Raw genomic sequence first — 20,014 nt, forward strand, 5'->3', positions numbered from 1 at the left:
ACAAAAGCGCACCATCGATGACACCTGGCGTCACATCGGCAGACTGGTCGAAACAATCCTGCCCGACGAATGCGCCAACTATCTCACAAATGCAGGATATGCTTCCGTCAAAACATGAACCGCTCTAGCCGCGGAAGGTGTAGTCGGCAATCGATTGCGGTTTCATCTCGATCGAGAAACCCGGTCGCACCGGCGGCATATAGGCCGCGTTTTCGATGATGCAGGGCTCGACGAAGTGCTCGTGCAGGTGGTCGACATATTCGATCACCCGGCCTTCCTTGGTGCCGGATACGGCGATGTAGTCGATCATCGACAGATGCTGGACGTATTCGCAGAGGCCGACGCCGCCGGCATGCGGCCAGACTGGAAGGCCGTATTTCGCGGCGACCAGCAGCACCGCCAGCACCTCGTTCAGCCCGCCCATGCGGCATGAATCGATCTGGACGATGTCGATCGCGCCTTCGGCGATGAACTGCTTGAACATGATGCGGTTCTGGCACATTTCGCCGGTCGCGACCTTTACCGGGTGGATGCCATTGCGGATCTTGCGGTGCCCGGCAATGTCGTCCGGGCTGGTCGGCTCCTCGATGAAGAAGGGTTTCGCAAAGGCGAGTTTGTTGACCCAGTCGATCGCCTGGTCGACTTCCCAGACCTGGTTGGCGTCGATCATCAGGAAGCGGTCGGGGCCGATCACCTCACGGGCGATCGTCAGGCGCCTGATATCGTCTTCGAGATCGCGTCCGACCTTCATCTTCACATGGTTGAAGCCCGCATCGACGGCTTCCTTGCAGAGCCGGCGCAGCTTCTCTTCCGGATAACCGAGCCAGCCGGCAGACGTCGTGTAGCAGGCGTAACCCTCGCGCTTCAGCACCTCGATGCGCTCCGCCTTGCCCACTTCCGCCCGTTTCAGGATCGCCAGCGCATCCTCGCGCGACAGAACGTCGGTCAGGTAGCGATAGTCGACGATATCGGCGATCTCTTCGGCCGACATCTCTGCAACCAGTTGCCAGACCGGCTTGCCCTTCTGCTTGGCGAGCAGATCCCAGAAGGCGTTGACGACGGCGCCGGTGGCGAGGTGGATGGCGCCCTTATCCGGACCGATCCAGCGCAGCTGGCTGTCGCTGGTCAGATGCCGCCAGAATTTCCCGGGCGCCTTGGCGAAGGTTTCGAGTTCCTGTCCGACCACCAGATGCCGCATCGCCTTGATCGCCATGCAGCAGATGTCGTTGCCCCGCCCGATCGTGAAGGTCAGGCCGTGGCCGGCAAGATCTCCGCTATCGGTATCGAGGATGACATAGGCCGCCGAATAATCCGGGTCCGGATTCATCGCGTCGGAGCCGTCGAGGCTCTGCGATGTGGGGAAACGAAGATCGAAGACTCGGAGATCGGTGATGCGGGTCATGGTTCTCTCGTATTGCCTCAGATGGTCCAGCCGCCGTCGATGGCGTAAGCCTGGCCTGACGTATAGGTGGCGCCGGCGAGGTAGAGGGCGAGCTCGGCGATTTCTTCCGGAGTGCCGAGCCGGCCCATCGGCTGGCGGGCGATGAAGGCGGCGCGAGCTTCGTCGTAATTGCCCTGGGCCCGCATGCGGTCCTGCAGCGAAGGGCTCTCGACGGTGCCGGGGCAGATGGCGTTGCAGCGGATGCCGTCGGTCACGTAATCGGCGGCGACGGATTTGGTGAGCCCGATCACGGCCGCCTTGGTGACGCCATAGGCGAAGCGGTTCGGCACGCCCTTGATGCTGGAAGCGACGGACGACATGTTGATGATCGCGCCGTCCTTTTTCGCAAGCATGCCGGGCAGCACCGCCCGGATGGTGCGGATCATCGCCCTGACGTTGAGGTCGAGGGCGAAGTCGAAATCGCTGTCCTTCATCTCGAGGATCGAGCCCCCATGGACGAAGCCGGCGCAGTTGAAGAGGATGTCGACCGTGCCGATGCGCTCGACACAGGCGACGATGGCCGCGTTGTCAAGCACGTCGAGCCTTGCGGTTCTCAGGTTGTCGAGTTTCGGCAGCGCAGCCAGCAAGCCTTCATTGATATCGGTTGCATGGACCATCGCGCCGGCTTCTGCAAAGGCGAGCGCCGCCGCCCGGCCGATGCCCTGGCCTGCGGCAGTCACGAATGCGGTTTTTCCATCAAGTCTGATCGTCATGTCTTATCCTCGAATTGCCGGTTCTCATACCGTTTGGCCGGCCGTCAGTCTGATTGAGGAAATCCTCAATCATGATGAAAGACCTCTTCCATCATCGCCCACCACTCGCCTTCTTTGCGGCTGTCGAGCGGCTTCTGGCAAGGGATGGTGAAAGACCACCATTCCTGATTTTTAGGGTCGGCGGCTATTTTCGCCATGTCGGCTTCAAAATCCGTGCCGTGATATTCCCAGGTTCCGAACAGCAGGTTCTCCGGCTCGCGCAGGAAGATCGTGTAGTTCCTGATGTTGGCGCGGCTGATGAGGGCGAGCACTTCCGGCCAGACGGCGGCGTGCAGGCGCTTGTATTCCGCGATCATCTGCGGCTCGATGCCGATCACCATGCCCATTCGCTGCATCATCGCCTCCTTTAGACTTCCACCAGCGCCTTGACGACGCCTGCCGCCGGATCGGTCAGTCCCCGAAAACGCTCCGGCACTTCCGACAGCATCATTCTATGGGTGACCAGGGCTGCGGGGATCTTGCCCTCGCGCATGGCCTGCATCACCCGCTCGAAATCCACGGCCGTCGCGTTGCGGCTGCCGAGCAGCGTTGTCTCGCGCTTGTGGAATTCCGGATCGGAAAAGGTGATGTCGCTCGAAACGATCGAGACGAGCACGTAGGTGCCGCCATGGGCGACGAAGCCGAACCCGCGTTCGATCGCTTTCGGATTGCCTGTCGCGTCGAAGACAGCATCGAAGAAGTCGCCGCCGGTCAGCGCCGAGAGCTGCCCCTGGTCGTCCGGACCAAGTTGAACCGTGGAGGTGAGCCCCAGCTGCTGGCGGGCGAAGTCCAGCCGGTCGCCACGGCTGTCGAGAAGCGTCACCGCTGCGCCCTCGAGCGTCGCGAAGATCGCGACCGCCAGCCCGATCGGACCGGCGCCGGTGACCAGAACGCTCTGTCCCGGCTCGATCCTGGCGCGGGCAACCGCATGGGCGCCGATCGCCAGAAATTCCACCATCGCCGCCTGGTCGAGCGAAAGCCCGCCGGCCTTCAGCACGAATGCTTCCGGCAGGCTCAGATATTCGGTCATGCCTCCATCGCGATGCACGCCGAGGACGCCGAGGTTGCGGCAGCAATTGGTCCGGCCCTTGAGGCAGGCATGGCAGTGGCCGCAGGAGATGTAGGGCATGATCGAGACGGTATCGCCGACCGCAAGCGCACTGCCGGCCGGTGCTTCCTCGACCGTGGCGGCGAGCTCGTGACCCATGACGCGCGGATAAGAGAGATAAGGCTGGTTGCCGGTGAAGATGTGCAGGTCGGTGCCGCAGACGCCGATGCGCCGCAGCTTCACCAGCACTTCACCCTCGCCGCGAAAAGGCTTGGGACGGTCGATGGCGCTGAGTTTGCCTGGTTCGTCGCAGATGATAGTCAGCATACTCTTACGCTCCGAGTCGATAGAAACGCTGGGCATTGCCGCCGAAGACCTCGCCATGAGCGTCGGCGGGCACGATATCGAGGCATTGATCCAGCCAGGCCTGGTAATCTCCGGCAAGCCTCAGCACCGGCCAATCGCTGCCCCAGATGACCCGTTCGGGGCCGAACAGGTCGAATATGGTTTCGGCATAAGGCCGCACCGCCTGGGGCTTCTGGTCGCCGGCCTCGGTCAGCAGGCCGGAAAGCTTGCAATGAACGTACGGCAGTTCGGCGAGCACTTTCATGCGCGCATACCAGTCGATGAAACGGCCTTCAGAGATCGGCGGCTTGGCGCCGTGATCGATCACGATCGGCAGACCAGGGTGTCGCCGGGCGAAGGCAACTAGCGGTTCGAGATGGCGCGGCAGCACCAGGGCGTCGAAGACCAGATGGTGCTCGCGCATGGCGGCAACAGCGGCGTCGAGCGCCGGATCGCCGATCCAGTGGTCGTCGGCGATATCCTGCAGCATCGGCCGCAGCCCTTTGAGCTTCGGATGCCGGGCCAGCCGGGCTATGGTGGCCGGTGCGCCCGGCGCTTTCATGTCGGTCCAGCCGACCACGCCAAGGATGAAAGGCGTGCTGTCGGCGATATCGAGCATGAAGGCGGTGTCCGCTTCGCTCTCCATGGTCTGCACCAGCACCGTGCCGTCGATGCCGGCGGCCGCGAGAAACGGGCGCATATCGCCGGGCAGGAAGTCCCGATGAATTGCCTGAAGCTCGGCCGGCGGCCATTGGCCGGTCCGGTCCGCGATCCGCCAGAAATGCTGATGCGCGTCGACCCGCATGTTCAGCCCTCCTGACCGGGCAGCGGCGCGCCATCGGCGATCAGCCCGCGGGCTTTCAGGCGGGACCAGAAGGAGGCGGGGATTTCCTCCCCGAACCAGTCGACATTCGCCCTGATCTGTTCGGCGGTGCGTGCGCCGGAGACGACCGTCACCACGGCGGGATGGGCCAGCGGAAACTGCAATGCCGCCGCCTGCAGGCTGACGCCCTCTTCCTCGCAGGCCGCCCGCAACACGTCGACGCGGGCGAGGATATCGGCCGGAGCGTCCGCATAGTTGAATTTGCGGTTGCCGGCGAGCAGGCCGGAATTGAACGGCCCGGCCACCACGATGCCGACGCCTTGGCTGGCGCAGTCGTCCATGAAGGAGAGACTCTGCTGTTCGAGCAGCGTATAACGGCCGGCGAGCATGGCGACGTCGATATCGAAGACCTGCATCGCGTCGCGGATGATCTCCCATTCGTTGACGCCGAGGCCGACCGCCTTGGTGAGCCCTTCCTCACGCAGCTTCTTCAGCGCCCGAAAGCCGCCGCCGGCGGTCAGCTGGTACCAGTAGTGCTGATGCCGGTCGCCATGGGTCATGCTGCCGATATCGTGGATGTAGAGAATATCGGGCTTGAGGATGCCGAGCCGCTGCTGGCTTGCCTCGAAGGACCACATGATGCCGTCGTAGCTGTAGTCGAAGACCGGCCGGAAGGGCAGCGGCTCGACATATCCGTCTTCCTGCGAGCTGACCGTCTCGTCCGGCTGCATGAGCCGGCCAACCTTGGTGCTGAGCACGAAGTCGTCGCGCGGCAGGTCCGTCAGCATGGTGCCGAGCCGCCGTTCGGAGCGCGTATATCCGTAGAAGGGCGCCGTATCGTAATAGCGGATGCCAGCCTCCCAGGCGGCTCCAAAGGCGCCGGCCGATTCCTCGTAAGAGGTCTTGTGGTAAAGACTGCCCATCTGCGCGCAGCCGAGCGCCATCTGGGTCAATTCGACGGAGGCGTGGGGCAGCTTGCGGCGCTCGGTGACATTCATGGGATCGTCCGAAGTCCTTTTGGGATAGGATCACGGACGCGCACCATTCGCGATGCGCGCCCGCTGGGGGTAAGGTTAGTAGAGAACGTTCTTGGCTTCCGGCTTGTCGATATTGTCCTTGGTGACGACGACGACACCGGTATCGACGAACTTTTCGACCTTCTCCTTGTTGATCGACTGGAGCACGGTCTTGACGCCGAGTTCGCCCATCTGGAACGAACCTTGCACCGCGATGGCGGAAAGCGTTCCGTCCTTGACGAATTCCTGCAGGTCCTGGTTTCCGTCAAACCCGATCGCGACCACCTTGCCGGCCTTGCCGGACTGTTTCAGCGCGCGGCCCATGCCGATAGCCGTCGGCTCGTTGGCGCCGAATATGCCCTTGAGGTCGGAATTGGCGGCAAGTACGTCGGTCGTCTGGTTGAGCGCCGTCGCCATCTGGGACTGCGAGTAGAACGGCCCCACGATCGTCAGCTTCGAGTTCGCCTTGATGTAGTCGGTAAATCCGCCGACGCGGCCGATTTCGGAGCCTGCACCCGCGACGTAGGACATCACGGCGATCTTGCCTTCCTTGCCCACTTTGTCGATCAGTGCCTTGGCGGCAAGCTCGCCGGCCTTCTTGTTGTCGGTGGCGAGGAACGACTGGTAATACTGCTCGGACCCCTTGGCGAGCAGCGAGTCGACGATGATAACCGGAATGCGGGCTTCCCAGGCCTTCTTCACGGCCGGAACCAGTGCGTCCGGATCGGACGGCGCCAGCACGATGCCGGAAACCTTGCGGTTGACGGCGTTCTCGACCATGTTGACTTGGTCGGCGATCGCGGATTCCGCAGCCGGTCCCTGGAAGGTCATGGTGTTGCTGCCCCCGCCGGCCTTCATGGCGGCATCGGCACCCTTCTGGACATTCTGCCAGAAAGTGGAATTGACGGTCTTCACGATGACGGCGATTTCGCCAGCCTGAGCCGAGAACGCGGTCAGTGCGATCACGGATGTCAGCAGTGCGGCAGCAAGCTTTTTCATGTCTTCCTCCTCTTTTCGTTGGCCTGAAACGGCCGGTTTTTTAGAGAGCTCCTCACTCCCTTGACGTCTCGCGGGTAAAGGTCCGCGTGCCCTTATCTCAGCGGCGGTTGCGCAGCTGGTCGATCCATACGGTGACCAGAATGACGAGGCCGATGATGATTTGCTGCGTGAAGGCGGAGACGCCGTTCATGTTGAGGCCGTTGCGAAGGATGCCGATCACGAAGGCGCCGATCGCGGTTCCGGAAATCGTGCCGACGCCGCCGATCAGCGAGGTGCCGCCGATGACGGCGCTGGCGATCGCATCCAGTTCGTACATCACACCCTCGTTCGGCTGGGCGGTGACGAGGCGCGACATCAGCACGCAGCCGGTCAGGCCGGCCAGCGTGCCGGAGAGAACGTAGGTGAAGCTGACGATGCGGGCGACATTGACGCCCGAAAGCCGCGCCGCATCGGCATTCGAGCCGACCGCATAGATATGCCGGCCGAGCACCGAGCGGTTGAGCATGTAGGAGACGGCGATTGCGATTGCGATCATCAGGATGACCGGGTAGGGGATGCCGGGAAAAACGATGGTCGGGAAGCCGTCGTCGCCGATGGTGACGACCCGGAAGAGTGAGCCGTTGCCCAGCTCGCCGAAGGATTCGCCGAGCCCCGAGACGGCCCGCGCGCCGGTGATCTGCAGCGCCACGCCGCGGGCGATCATCATCATGCCGAGTGTCGCGATGAACGGCGGCAGCTTCATCTTGGTGACGAGAATGCCGTTGATGAAACCGCAGGCCGAGCCGGTGAGAATGCCGCAGATCATGCCGAGCCAGACGGGCGTTCCGAAATCCTTGACCACCAGCGCCGCGACCACCCCGGACAGCGCCAACACCGAACCGACCGACAGATCGATGCCGCCGGTGATGATGACGCAGGTGGCGCCGATGCCGAGAAAGGCGATCGAGGTCACCTGCAGCGCCACCGTCATGCCGTTGTCGATGGTGAAGAAGGCGCTGCTGGTCGCCGAAAACACGCCGATCAGCACGAACAGGCTGCCGAGCGCGGCGAATTTCTGGATGATATCCTTCTGGCGGTCGCTGAACGTGCCGCTCTTCTGTTTGGTAATTTCGGTAATGTCAGCCATGTTATGCCCTCATCCTGCCGACCGAGCGTAGCCGGAGGCGTATCGCATGATCTCTTCCTGGTCGGTTTTCGCAGTCTCCAGCACGCCGGTGATGCGGCCCTGATGGAAGACGGCGACGCGGTCGGTCATGCCGAGAATTTCCGGAAGCTCGGAACTGATCAGCACGACGCCGATGCCGTTTGCCGCAAGCTCGTCCATGATCCGGTAGATCGCGAGCTTGGCGCCGACGTCGATGCCGCGGGTCGGCTCGTCGAAGAACAGCAGCTTCGACTTGCGGAACAGCCACTTGCCGATGATGATCTTCTGCTGGTTGCCGCCCGAAAGCAGCCGCACCGGCTGCTTGATCGAGGGCGTGCGGATGTTCAGGAGATCGATGTATTCCTTCGTCGCGCGGGCATGTTTGGCAAAGTCGATCAGGCCGAAGCGGTTCGAGACCGCCTCCATGTTGGCGAGCGTCATATTGGCGTCGACCGGCATCTTGACCGCCAGCCCCTGCGCCTTGCGGTCCTCGGACAGATAGGCGATGCCGGCGGCGATCGCATCGCGCGGCGAGGTGATGGTGAGCGTATGGCCATGCAGGGTGACCGTGCCGGTGTCGAGCGGATCGGCACCGAAGATAGCGCGCGCCACTTCCGTGCGTCCGGCGCCCATCAGGCCGGCAAAGCCGAGGATCTCGCCGCGGCGCAGCGTGAAGGAAATGTCGCGGAAGACGCCGGCGCGCGAAAGGCCTTGCGCCGAGAAGATGATCTCGTCGCTCGCAACCGAGGTCCGTTCGGGAAACTTCTCCTCCAGCGACCGGCCGACCATTTTGGAGACGATCGCGTCGATGCTGGTGGCGGCAAAATCGTCGGTGGCGATGTAGCGGCCGTCGCGCAGCACCGTGACGCGATCGACGATCTCGGACATTTCGTCCAGCCGATGCGAGATATAGACGATGCCGACGCCCGACGCCTTCAGGTCGCGGATGACCTTGAACAGCAGCCGCGTCTCCTGCTCGGTCAGCGACGAGGTCGGTTCGTCCATGATCAGCACTTCGGCGTCGAGCGACAGCGCCTTGGCGATTTCGACCATCTGGCACTGGGCGACGGACAGGCCCCGCACCGGACGATCCGGATTGATGTCGACCCCGAGCCGGTCGAGGCAGCGCTTGGCGTCGGCGCGCAGCTTCTTGCGGTCGACGAGGAGGCTTCCTGCGAGGAAACCACGGCGCGGCTCGCGGGCAAGATAGATGTTTTCCGCTACCGTCAGGTGCGGCACGAGGTTGAGTTCCTGGTGGATGATGGCGATGCCGGCGGCTTCGGATTCCCGCGTCGAGGAGAAATGCCGTTCCTCGCCCTTGTAGGTGATCGTGCCGGCGCTCGGCTGGTAGACGCCGCTGACGATCTTCATCAGCGTCGATTTGCCGGCGCCGTTTTCGCCGCAGACGGCATGAACTTCCCCGCGGCGGAGGTCGAAATGGACGTTGGCGAGCGCTTTGACGCCCGGAAAGTCCTTGCTGATATTGTCGAGGCGGAGCAGCGGCTGGGTCGTCGAAGCCGATGCGGCACGGCCCGGCAGCATGGCGGCGCCATGCATAGTCTGCCCAAGCTCGGCCGGACGGTTTTCCACATTTGCCTCCCCGGGCCGGTCAGGCCCATTCGCCGGCGGCTCCTCCCTCCGGCGTTGATAATGGGTAAACCTGAGGGCGGAAGTGGTCAAGCCAATTTTTTCAGGACCTAGCCGCAGACCCGTGACGGCAAAAGGAACAACAGGCGAAAGTGAATAAAGTCGTTAAAAATCAACGATGAAAATTTCATTGTTGCTCTCCGCACGCCTCCTGATATGGTAAGGCCACATTGTCAGGACGGCGAATTCATGAACGGACCCATCAAGACGGCAGAACCGCGGCGGCTGTATCAGCAGATAGCCGACCAGATCCGGGTGCTGATCCAGGGCGGCCAGTTTCCGGCCGGCGCGCGCCTGCCGGCCGAGCGGGAGCTTGCCCAGCAGCTTGGCGTCTCGCGCCCGTCCCTGCGTGAAGCGCTGATCGCGCTCGAGATCGACGGAAGCGTCGAAATCCGAATGGGGTCGGGTATCTACGTGACAGCCGAGCCGGACCGCCGGCCATGGCAAAGCGGCTCCATGGGCGAAAGCCCGCTTGAGCTGATGCAGGCAAGGGCCGCCGTCGAAGGCGCGGTCATCCTGCTCGCAGCGGCAAGGATCACGCCGGAGACGTTGCGATCGTTGCGCCAGACGCTTGACCAGATGCGCACCGAGATCGCCGAAGGGCGCAAGGCGCTCGATCTCGACCGGCTTTTCCATCTGACCATCGCCAGCCAGTCGGGCAATTCGGTACTGGCGCATATCGTCGGCGACCTGTTCGACGAGCGCCACAGCCCGATGTCGGCGCAGATCCGGGTGAGGTTCGAGACCCCGCAAACCTGGGGCGCTGCGCTGGCCGAACACGAGGCGATCTATGCGGCGCTGGAAACACGCAATCCGCTTCTCGCCCAGGCGATGATGCATGCACATCTGGAGGAATCGAAACAGCGCTGGATGAACCACGAGACACGGTGATATTCCTGTGGCTGTTTCGGGAGGAAACAAAAAAATGGACTTTGCGGCTTCACCCATCATCATCTTGAACCCGATCGACGACGTGGGTGTCGCGCGGCGGCCGATGCAGGCCGGCGCGCCGACCGGTTTCGGCGACGTTGCGGCCCGCGAGCTGATCGGCCGCGGCCACAAGGTGGCGATCAGGGCTATACCGAACGGTGGCGAGGTCAAGAAATACGGGCAGGTGATCGGCGTCGCAACGCAGGACATCGCCCCCGGCAGCCATGTGCACCTGCATAACCTGGCGATGCTGCCCTCGGAGCACGAGCACCAGTTCAGCGTCGATATCGAGGAAAAGGGCATGCTGCCGGACGCCGAGCGGCGCACCTTCATGGGTTACGACCGGGGCCTTGGCGGCGCCGGCACCCGCAACTATATCGGCGTCATCTCGTCGGTGAACTGTTCCGCCACGGTGTCCCGCTACATCGCCGACTATTTCAACCGCCTCGGCGGGTTGGACGGTTTCGACAATATCGACGGCGTCGTGGCGCTCACCCATGGCGGCGGCTGCGCGCTCAACAACAAGTCGGAAGGTTACCGGCTGCTGATCCGCACCATCCAGGGATATGCACGGCATCCGAATTTCGGCGGCATCCTGATGATCGGCCTCGGCTGCGAAACCAACCAGATTGCGCCGATCCTCGAACATTACCGCATGGAAGAGGGCGAGCGGCTGCGGACCATGAACATCCAGCAGCATGGCGGCACCCGCAAGACCATCGATGCGGCGATCGCGATCATCAAGGAAATGCTGCCCGGCGTGAATTCCGCGACGCGCACGCCGCAGCCTCTGTCGAAACTGAAACTGGCGCTCGAATGCGGCGGCTCCGACGGCTATTCGGGGATTTCCGCCAATCCCGCCCTCGGTTATGCCTCGGACCTGATCGTCCGCAACGGCGGCACGACGGTGCTGTCGGAAACGCCGGAGATCTACGGCGCCGAACATCTGCTCACCCGCCGCGCGGTGACGCCGGACGTGGCCCAGAAACTTCTGCAGCGGATCGACTGGTGGCGGGACTACACCGCCCGCAACGGCGACGAGCTGAACAACAATCCTTCACACGGCAACAAGCTCGGCGGCCTGACCACGATCCTGGAAAAGTCGCTCGGCGCGGTCGCCAAGGGCGGTTCGATGCCGTTGAAGGCCGTCTACGAGTTCGCCGAGGCGGTGACGGAGCCTGGTTTCGTGTTCATGGATACGCCCGGCTACGATCCGGTCGCGGTGACCGGGCAGGTCGCGGGCGGCTGCAACGTCATCTGTTTCACCACCGGTCGCGGCTCGGTTTCGGGCTTCAAGCCATCGCCCTGCATCAAGATCGCCACCAATTCCGAAATGTACGAGCACATGAAGGAAGACATGGACCTGAACTGCGGCGGCATCGTCACCGGCGAGGAGACGATCGAGCAGGCGGGACTGCGGATTTTCGAGGATGTGATCGCGGTCGCCTCGGGCAAGAAGACGCTCAGCGAAATCTACGACTACGGCGACAACGAATTCGTGCCGTGGCAGGTCGGGGCAGTGACGTAAAAAGCAGTCTACGGGGGATATCGCGGGAAAGCGGCTACTCGCCCCGTTCTCCGTCATCCTCGGGCTCGACCCGAGGATCCATGGGCTGGCGGTGCGGATGCTGGATCCTCGGCTCAAGGCCGAGGATGACGTCGGGTGGGTTGCAGGGTTCCTATACGCAAAGGGCAGCGGCCTAAGCCGCTGCCCTTGTTTTGCGTTGACCTTATGTCGCCTTACCGAATGACCATCTGCTGCGGTGCGCCGGGCTTTGCCGGCTGCTGCACCTTGACCGGCGCCGGTTCCGCCGTGCCGAACAGCTTGTCGCGTTCGCGCCACAGGGCCGGCAGCGACAGCAGCGCGATCGAGACCAGCGCAATCGCCGTCTTGGTGAACTCGTCGAGCTCCGGCGTCCGCCCGTCGAAATAGTAGACGAAATAGACGATCGCGACGTGCCACACATAGACATAGAGCGAGTGGCGGCCGAGAAGCTGCAGGTACTTGATCGAGAACACCCAGGTGATGGCACCGGCGATGCGGCGCACCCACTCGTCCTTGTGTTTCGGACCGGCCACGATCAGCCAGGTGACGAGCATGGCGACGGCTGCGAAGTTCAGGAGATAGACCGGACCGAAATCGGCGCGGATCTCCATCGAGGCGAACTTGCCGATCATGTGCGGCGGCATCAGTTCATGCGCGGTGATCAGGCGCAGCGGCAGGAAGAAGAGAACCATCAGCAGCGCCAGCTTCGGGATGAAGGTATTGTCCGGCGACAGGATATTGCTCCACTTGATCTTGCCGGACGAGGTCAGCGCGCCGAGCACGAGGCCCGAATAGAACACGACCTGCCAGCCGAGCAGGTTGAACGATACGCGGATGCCCTGGTCGTCCGCACCCATGACCATGTCGTTGAGCGGTGTCGTGGCGATCTGCTGCAGGCCGAGCTGGGCCGCCATCCACAGGATCACCGAACCGGCCACCACGTAGTGCCACTTGTCCTCCAGCACGAGCTTCACCAGCATGGGCGCGAACAGCATGTAGACGATATACTGGGGCAGGATGTCCATGAAGGTCGGCTGGTACAGGAACGTCGCGATCGCTGCGAGACGCAGCGGGTCGTCGAAGGTCGTGTAACCCAGCCAATTGAACCAGATCGAATAGGCGCCGGGCAGAAGCATCTGCGCGACCAGCACAACCAGCACGATGCCCATCGCATAACGATAAAGCTCGAACGCCCGGTTGTAGATGGCCGTCCGTCCAGCCGCATAACCGTTCTTCAGCATCTTCTTGGCATAGACCATGCCGATCAGCAGGCCGGACAGGAAAACGAAGCCCTGGGCGTCTTCAACGAAGGCCAGCTGATTGTGGTTGATCTTCACCAGAAGATAGCCGCCGGCAAAGATCAGATGGTTCAGCACCATGAAAACGAGGAAATATCCTCGCATACCATCAATAATATCAAAGCGTTTCATCGGTCGCGGTCTCCGTCTTTTGCCGGTTCCGATGGGCTTTCGCCTTTCGGTCCGTAAGGCCTCTGCGGGCCAGGATGTACGCGGCTAAACGCGGCAAAAAGCCGGACAGTTCCAGCCCAATCTGGGCGTTTAGACCTGATCTACTGTAAACAGTCCGTGATGACTCTGGGATGAACGCTGGGTTGGGTGAGGTTCACACTATTCCGCCGCGACGCGCTTCAGCCCTGCAACCTGCGTGAGGTAGGCCCGCATGGCGGCGGGCTTCACGGGCTTGTGCTGTACGCCGATGTCGTGACGCTCCGCTTCGGCGCGCACTTCGGGCGTGCGATCGGCGGTGATGATCAGCGCGGGGATGTCCGACTGGTATTTTTGGCGGAGCTTGAGAACGGCTTCGATGCCGTTGCCATCGTCAAGATGATAGTCGGCGATGATGATTTCCGGTGGCGGTTCGCGGCGCTCGATGATGTCGTCGAGTGCGGCCAGCGAATCCGCCTGGCCGACTTTGCAGCCCCAGCCGGTGATCAGCAGCGCCATGCCCTCGAGGATACGCGGCTCGTTGTCGATGCACAACACCCGCAGCCCGTTCAGCGGCTGCGAGCGCTTGCGGCGGTCCGACTGGTCGGCGGCATGGATTGTCTGCGATGCGGTCAGGTCCATAGGCACCTGCACCCGGAAGGCGGTGCCTCGACCGGGCGTGGAGGCGAGCTGGACCGGATGGTTGAGCACCCGCGAAATGCGGTCGACGATCGACAGGCCGAGACCGAGGCCGGCCGCCGTCTTCGCCCCCTCGTCCAGCCGGGCGAATTCCTTGAACACGGTGCGGAATTTTGAGGGCGGAATGCCGATGCCGGAATCGAGCACTTCGATGACCACTTGGTCGCCCCGCCGGCGGGCGCCGATCAGCACCTTGCCGTCGATCGTATATTTGATCGCGTTGGAGACGAGGTTTTGCACCAGCCGGCGCAGCAGGTTGGCGTCGGAGCGGACCTTCAGCGATGTCGGCATGACGACGAATTCCAGGTCCTTCTCGCGGGCCATCGGCGCGTAGTCGGTCTCGATGCGTTTCAAAAGGTCGTCGAGCGGCACCGAGGTGAAGCGCGGCTTCATGGCTCCCGTATCGAGCCTGGAGATATCGAGAACGGCGCCGAGGATCGCCTCGACCGATTCCAGGGCCGAATCGATATTGCGGACCAGCGAACCATTGTTGTCGGAGGTGCCGAGCCGCTCCACCAGTGCCGAGGAATAAAGCCGGGCGGCATTGAGCGGCTGCAGGATGTCGTGGCCGGCGGCGGCGAAGAACCGGGTCTTGCCGATATTGGCCTCGTCGGCGGATGCCTGGGCCTCGGCAAGCTCCTTGTTGACGCGGGTGAGCTCGGCGGTGCGTTCGTCGACCCGCTGTTCGAGCGTCTCGTTTGCCTGCTTCAGCGCCTGGTCGGCCGCGACGCGCTCGGAAATGTCGGTGAAGGTCGCGACGATGCCCTTGTCGGGCATGGCATTGGAGCGAACCTCGACGATCCGCTCGCCGCCGTTGAGGACGAGCGAGAATGGCGCGTCGAGCGTCTGGAATTGGCGGATGACTTCGACCTGATCCGACGCAGCCAGATCGCCGCGTTCCGAGAGGATGGCGACCATGTCGGCCAGCGGAAAGCCGACCTGGCCGACCTGTTCCGGCAGGTCCAGCAGATTGCGGAAGCGCCGGTTCCAGATGGTCAGGCGTTCGGAACTGTCGAAGACGGCGATGCCCTGGTCCATCTGCGACAGCGCCGTCTGCAGCATGTCCTGGTTATATTGCAGCGCCTCGCTTGCCTGGTCGAGCAGCCAGGCGGTGTCGGAATTGGTGTCCTCGGCCTTCTGCAGGATCAGCGACAGCACCAGCCGGGCAGAGGACGAGCCGATCGCGCTGCCGAGTAGCTGTTCGGAGAAATGGATCATCGCCATGTCGGCGGGCTGGTCGTCGCCGAACTTGCGGCCCGCGCTTTGTTCGTAATTGGAGAAGGAACGCCGCATGCGTTCTTCGCCGAGATACCGGGCGATCGCCGTCTTCAGGTCGCCGACGCTGACGCGGGTCTTCCAGCCGCGCGTTGCAAATTGCGAGCGCAGATGCCTTTTGACGAAGATGCCGGCCTGGATGCGCTCGACCGGCCGCGGATTGCGCGACAACGAGCCGAGCACGAAGGCGAGTATGTTGAGCGTCAGGCTGAAGATCGTCGCGCTGACCAGCGGGTCCGTCTGCGGCCCGGAGAATATGCCGGTGCCGGGGAACAGGAAATTGAGGACAGCCGTCGCCACATGGGAATTGTCCGGGCCGCCGAGGCTCGGCACGAACAGCAGGTAGGCCCAGGCGAGGAAGCCGAAGGACATGCCGAGGATCGCGCCGCGGGCGTTGGCACGGCGCCAGACGAGGCCGCCGAGGAGGGCAGGAGCCACCTGGGCGATCGCCGCGAAGGCGAGCAGGCCGATGGAGGCAAGGCCCGACTGGCTGTCGGCCATGCGGTAATAGGCATAACCGAGGATGAGAACGCCGAAGATCGCGACGCGGCGGATGTGCAGCAGCGTGCGCGTAAAGTCGGTGCGCTGGCCGGAGCGGGCGGCCATCAGCCGTTGCCTGAGGAAGATCGGGATGATGATGTCGTTCGACACCATGATCGAAAGCGCCACGGATTCGACGATCACCATGGCGGTGGCGGCGGAAAAGCCGCCGATGAAGGCGATCAGCGAAACGACCTTCAGTTCCCCGGCAAGCGGCAGCGTCAGCACATAGAGGTCGGCATCGCCGGTGCCGCCGAAAGTGATCAGCCCGGCCATCGCGACCGGCAGCACGAAGATATTGATGGCGATGAGGTAGAGCGGCAGAAGCACGCCGGCCACCTTGCGTTCCTTGGTGGTGCGGTTCTCGACCACAGTCACGTGGAACTGCCGCGGCAGCATGATGATCGCGAACGCCGACAGCGCAATCAGGATCAGCCAGCGGCTGATCGGCGTCTCGTAGGCGAGCGCCGAACCGACGAGCATGTTTTCCGATGCCTTGGCGAGCAGGTCGGCGGGCCCATCGAAGAGAATGAAGAAGACCGAAAAACCGACCGTCGCAAAGGCGAGCAGCTTGACCACCGATTCCATCGCCACCGCAAGGATCAGCCCGTCCTGGTGTTCCGTCGCATCCGTGTGGCGGGTGCCGAAGATGACCGCGAAACAGGCCATCATCAGCGTGACGATCAGCGCCAGGTCGATGAAGTAGAGATTGCCGCTGCCGATGCCGTAATCCGACGGGTTGACCATGGCGGCCACCGAGCTCGACACCGCCTTCAGCTGCAGCGCGATATAGGGGACAGCGCCGACGAGCGCGATGATCGCGACAATCATCGCGACGGTGGAGTTCTTGCCGTAGCGGGCGGCGATGAAATCGGCGACCGACGTCAGCTTCTCGGCCTTGGCAAGCTCGACGATCCGCCGGATGATCGGCATGCCGAGCGTGAAGGCGAGGATCGGGCCGATATAGATGCCGGTGAATTCCAGGCCCTTTTGCGAGGCAAGCCCGACGCCGCCGAAATAGGTCCAGGAGGTGCAGTAGATCGCAAGGCTCAGCGCATAGACGATCGGCCGGCCGTTCTTCGGCACGCCGAAGACACGGCTCCGCCGGTCGCCGTAACTCGCCACTGCAAACAGCAGCAGCACATAGGCGAAAGCCGAAACGAAAATGATCCAGCCCGGAAGCATTGCTCCTCCGCAAAAGGCTTTGAGCCTCAAACATTAGGGGAAAAGCATGCGCTTGGGAATCAGGGAGCCTCTCGGCAAAAAGTCCAATAGACGATCGTATTTAGGGCTTCGGCGGACACCATCTTTTCACGTCCGCAGAAAGCGCTATCTTGCGTTTTACCGAAACTGAAAAGCCATGGGGGATATTGGCGATGTCAATGGTCAGCGAATTCCGTTCCTTTATTGCCAAGGGCAATGTCGTCGACCTTGCGGTCGGTATTATCATCGGCGCCGCTTTCACGGGCATCGTAAAATCGCTGGTCGATGACATCGTGATGCCGATCGTTGGCGCGATCACTGGTGGCGGCTTCGATTTCTCGAATTATTTCCTGCCACTGTCGAGCGCGGTCACAGCGCCGTCGCTCGCCGCTGCCCGCGAACAGGGTGCGGTCTTTGCCTATGGCAATTTCATCACCGTTCTCATCAATTTCGTGATCCTGGCGTTCATCATCTTCCTGATGGTGAAGGCCGTGAACAAGATGCGCCTGGCCGATGAAAAGAAGTCGGCTGACGAAGCGCCGGCCCCGCCGCCGGCCGATATCCAGCTTTTGACCGAAATCCGCGACCTCCTGAAGTCGAAGTGATCTTTTGATCACGCGGTAAGGAATCATCAGCGGAATCGATCTCCGCGTCACGGATTATCATGGGATTCCGCGGCTTTCCTGCGCTAAGGATGTGGGAAACAGCCTCAAGGGAATTCCATGTCGATCATCTCCAGTCTCAGCCCCCGCGCCGTCGCAGCGCCCGAAAGCGGCATTGTCGAGGTCCTCAACTACGCCCGCGGGCGGGAGGGATTGATCCCGCTCTGGGCCGGTGAAGGCGATCTGCCGAGCCCCGATTTCATCAACCGCGCCGCAACCGAGGCGCTTTTGGGCGGCGAGACCTTCTATACCTGGCAGCGTGGCATTCCCGAGCTGCGCCAGGCGCTGTCGGATTATTACGCGCGGCATTTCTCGGTCTCGCTGCCGGTCGAGCATTTTTATGTCACCGGCTCCGGCATGCACGCGATCATGCTGGCGGTGCAGGCGGTGACCTCTCCCGGCGACGAGATGATCTACCTGTCGCCGACCTGGCCGAACATCATCTCGGCGATCGAGATCTCCGGCGCCCATTCCGTCGGCCTGCCGCTCGATTTCGTCGGTGGCCGCTGGTCGCTCGATCTCGCCAAGCTGGAGGCGAAGATCACCCCGAAGACCAAGGGCCTGTTCATCAACACTCCAGCCAACCCGACCGGCTGGACAGCGACGCTTGAGGACCTGAAGAACATCCTGGCGCTCGCCCGCAAGTACGGCATCTGGATCGTCGCCGACGAAATCTATGCCCGGTATTATTACGGCGGCGCCGCAAGGGCTCCGTCCTTCCTCGACATCATGGAGGAAGGCGACCGGATCATCTTCGCCAATTCCTTCTCCAAGAATTGGTCGATGACCGGCTGGCGGGTCGGCTGGATCGTCGCTCCGCCCGAAATGGGACAGGTTATCGAAAACCTGGTGCAGTATTCGAATTCCGGCGTGGCACAGTTCCTGCAGCGCGGCGCCGTGGTCGCGCTCGATCAGGGCGACGACTTCGTGAACGCGAATATCGCCCGGGCGACCATGGCCCGCGACATCCTCTGCGACGCGCTGATTGCGACCAACCGGGTCGAAACGTTGAAGCCGGATGGCGCGCTTTACGCTTTCGTCAAGGTGGACGGCATCACCGACAGCCGCAGTGCGGCGCTCGATATCGTCGACAAGATCGGCGTGGCGCTGGCTCCAGGCTCGGCTTTCGGCATGGGCGGCGAGCTTTTCCTGCGCGCCTGTTTCCTGCGCGATCCGAAGCAGATCGAAGAGGCAGCCGGCCGCCTCTCGGACTATATCAAGCGTCTCTGATCCGGTCCGGCACGCAAACGATAAAATTCGAGCGATATGCTCAAGAGCCCATTCGCCTTGACCCGAGATAAACCCGGCGCAACCAGCGTCGGGTAAGCATTGTTGAAGACTGCCCGTGTTTTTGTCCTGCCAACGATAAGAAAGCAGGGAAGTATAGACATGGCAGTTCTGGTAACAGGCGGGGCGGGTTACATCGGCAGCCACATGGCCTGGGCTTTGCTCGACGCGGGCGAGGAAGTTGTCGTTCTCGACCGGCTCTCGACCGGTTTTCGCTGGGCCGTGCCGGCGGAGGCGCGCTTCTATCTCGGCGACGTCGGCGACCGCGCTGTTCTTTCGCAGATCTTTGCGGAAAATGACATCAACGCGATCCTGCATTTCGCGGGCTCGATCGTGGTGCCGCAATCGGTCGCCAACCCGCTGGATTATTACGAGAACAACACCGGCAATACCCGGTTGCTTGCCGCAGCCGCGGTCGCCGCCGGTATCCGCCATTTTGTCTTCTCTTCGACGGCTGCCGTTTATGGAGACCAGAAAGACGACACCCCCGTCTTCGAAAACGCCGACCTGCACCCGAAGAACCCCTACGGCCAGTCGAAGCTGATGTCGGAGATGATGCTGCGCGATGCCGCCGCGGCGCATGATTTCCGGTTCGTGGCGCTGCGTTACTTCAACGTCGCCGGGGCCGATCCGCTTGGCCGCACGGGGCTGTCGACCGAAGGCGCGACCCACCTGATCAAGATCGCCTGCGAGGCCGAACTCGGCAAGCGCCGTGGGGTCGATGTCTACGGGACCGATTACTCGACACCCGATGGTACCGGCATCCGCGACTACATTCATGTCACCGACCTCGTGGACGCGCACCTGAAGGCCCTGAGCTACCTGCGTCGCGGCGGCGAGCCTCTGATCGCCAATTGCGGTTACGGCCGCGGTTACTCGGTCCTGGAGGTTCTGGACGCCGTGATGCGGGTTGGCGGCCGCAAGTTCGAAATCCGCTATGGACCCCGCCGGCCGGGCGACGCGGCAAGCGTGGTCGCCAATTCGACGCTCGCACGCCGGCTGCTTGACTGGAAACCGCGCCACGACGACCTCGATCTCATCGTCGAGACTGCGATCTCCTGGGAGAAAGGCCTGGCTTCCCGCAAGGCCGAAGACCTCAAGTCGCTGCAGAACAGGCTTGCGTCGGCACGCTTCTAGGGTTCCCGGTCAGAAGACAAAAGGCCGGCACTGCCCGGCCTTTTTCCATTTCTTTATCCGGGCCATTCGGTCGCA

General features: G+C 62.6%; 16 protein-coding genes and 1 pseudogene. 6 read left to right on the top strand and 11 right to left on the bottom strand.

Translation table 11 applies throughout. From position 1 onward, the window contains the following. A pseudogene (locus C5J22_RS28770) lies at positions 1-118 on the top strand (IS630 family transposase); the annotation flags it as partial. Positions 119-124: 6 nt separating this feature from the next. On the opposite strand, the gene C5J22_RS28775 reads toward C5J22_RS28770, so the two are convergent. From C5J22_RS28775 to C5J22_RS28815, 9 genes are all read right to left on the bottom strand, one after another. Beyond that, the gene (locus C5J22_RS28775) at positions 125-1,402 is read right to left on the bottom strand and encodes an L-fuconate dehydratase (RefSeq protein ID WP_105441048.1); all 1,278 of its coding nucleotides are present in this window, start codon (positions 1,400-1,402) and stop codon (positions 125-127) included. Positions 1,403-1,419: 17 nt separating this feature from the next. Continuing rightward, complete coding sequence (locus C5J22_RS28780; RefSeq protein WP_105441049.1) at positions 1,420-2,154, bottom strand: SDR family oxidoreductase; 735 nt, start codon at positions 2,152-2,154, stop codon at positions 1,420-1,422. Positions 2,155-2,219: 65 nt separating this feature from the next. Further along, positions 2,220-2,549: an L-rhamnose mutarotase gene (locus C5J22_RS28785; RefSeq protein ID WP_041364556.1), complete on the bottom strand. Its 330-nt coding sequence runs from the start codon at positions 2,547-2,549 to the stop codon at positions 2,220-2,222. 11 nt (positions 2,550-2,560) lie between these two features. Continuing rightward, on the bottom strand, positions 2,561-3,568 hold the full coding sequence (locus tag C5J22_RS28790) for a zinc-binding alcohol dehydrogenase family protein (protein WP_105441050.1): 1,008 nt from the start codon (positions 3,566-3,568) through the stop codon (positions 2,561-2,563). A 4-nt stretch (positions 3,569-3,572) separates the two neighbouring features. After that, positions 3,573-4,391: an amidohydrolase gene (locus C5J22_RS28795; protein WP_105441051.1), complete on the bottom strand. Its 819-nt coding sequence runs from the start codon at positions 4,389-4,391 to the stop codon at positions 3,573-3,575. A 2-nt stretch (positions 4,392-4,393) separates the two neighbouring features. Then, the gene (locus C5J22_RS28800; RefSeq protein WP_105441052.1) at positions 4,394-5,407 is read right to left on the bottom strand and encodes an aldo/keto reductase; all 1,014 of its coding nucleotides are present in this window, start codon (positions 5,405-5,407) and stop codon (positions 4,394-4,396) included. Positions 5,408-5,482: 75 nt separating this feature from the next. Then, positions 5,483-6,424: an ABC transporter substrate-binding protein gene (locus C5J22_RS28805; protein ID WP_046607376.1), complete on the bottom strand. Its 942-nt coding sequence runs from the start codon at positions 6,422-6,424 to the stop codon at positions 5,483-5,485. A gap of 97 nt (positions 6,425-6,521) precedes the next feature. Next, positions 6,522-7,550, bottom strand: a complete 1,029-nt coding sequence (locus C5J22_RS28810) for an ABC transporter permease (RefSeq protein ID WP_105441053.1) — start codon at positions 7,548-7,550, stop codon at positions 6,522-6,524. Between the two features lie 9 nt (positions 7,551-7,559). Continuing rightward, a complete protein-coding gene (locus C5J22_RS28815; protein WP_105441083.1) occupies positions 7,560-9,110 on the bottom strand; it encodes a sugar ABC transporter ATP-binding protein in 1,551 nt (516 codons plus the stop codon). A 294-nt stretch (positions 9,111-9,404) separates the two neighbouring features. Here C5J22_RS28815 and C5J22_RS28820 point away from each other — a divergent pair, with 294 nt between their 5' ends. Both C5J22_RS28820 and C5J22_RS28825 read left to right on the top strand, forming a co-directional pair. Next, entirely contained in the window at positions 9,405-10,106 is a 702-nt protein-coding gene (locus tag C5J22_RS28820) for a FadR/GntR family transcriptional regulator (RefSeq protein WP_046638285.1), read from the top strand. 34 nt (positions 10,107-10,140) lie between these two features. Further along, positions 10,141-11,673: a UxaA family hydrolase gene (locus C5J22_RS28825; protein WP_105441054.1), complete on the top strand. Its 1,533-nt coding sequence runs from the start codon at positions 10,141-10,143 to the stop codon at positions 11,671-11,673. A 212-nt stretch (positions 11,674-11,885) separates the two neighbouring features. Here the strand turns inward: C5J22_RS28825 and C5J22_RS28830 are convergent, their stop codons facing one another. Together C5J22_RS28830 and C5J22_RS28835 are read right to left on the bottom strand one after the other, a co-directional pair. Continuing rightward, positions 11,886-13,121: an OpgC family protein gene (locus C5J22_RS28830; RefSeq protein WP_105441055.1), complete on the bottom strand. Its 1,236-nt coding sequence runs from the start codon at positions 13,119-13,121 to the stop codon at positions 11,886-11,888. A 198-nt stretch (positions 13,122-13,319) separates the two neighbouring features. Next, entirely contained in the window at positions 13,320-16,835 is a 3,516-nt protein-coding gene (locus C5J22_RS28835) for a PAS domain-containing hybrid sensor histidine kinase/response regulator (protein ID WP_105441056.1), read from the bottom strand. A gap of 197 nt (positions 16,836-17,032) precedes the next feature. Here C5J22_RS28835 and mscL point away from each other — a divergent pair, with 197 nt between their 5' ends. The 3 genes from mscL to galE all read left to right on the top strand — a co-directional run bounded on the left by mscL (position 17,033) and on the right by galE (position 19,939). Further along, entirely contained in the window at positions 17,033-17,458 is a 426-nt protein-coding gene (mscL, locus tag C5J22_RS28840; protein WP_105441057.1) for a large conductance mechanosensitive channel protein MscL, read from the top strand. Between the two features lie 117 nt (positions 17,459-17,575). After that, positions 17,576-18,745: a pyridoxal phosphate-dependent aminotransferase gene (locus C5J22_RS28845; protein ID WP_105441058.1), complete on the top strand. Its 1,170-nt coding sequence runs from the start codon at positions 17,576-17,578 to the stop codon at positions 18,743-18,745. Positions 18,746-18,904: 159 nt separating this feature from the next. After that, a complete protein-coding gene (galE, locus tag C5J22_RS28850) occupies positions 18,905-19,939 on the top strand; it encodes a UDP-glucose 4-epimerase GalE (protein ID WP_105441059.1) in 1,035 nt (344 codons plus the stop codon). Positions 19,940-20,014: the final 75 nt, after the last annotated feature.

Origin of the sequence: Neorhizobium sp. T25_13, assembly GCF_002968675.1 — a bacterium.
In the GTDB taxonomy this organism is placed as follows: domain Bacteria; phylum Pseudomonadota; class Alphaproteobacteria; order Rhizobiales; family Rhizobiaceae; genus Neorhizobium; species Neorhizobium tomejilense.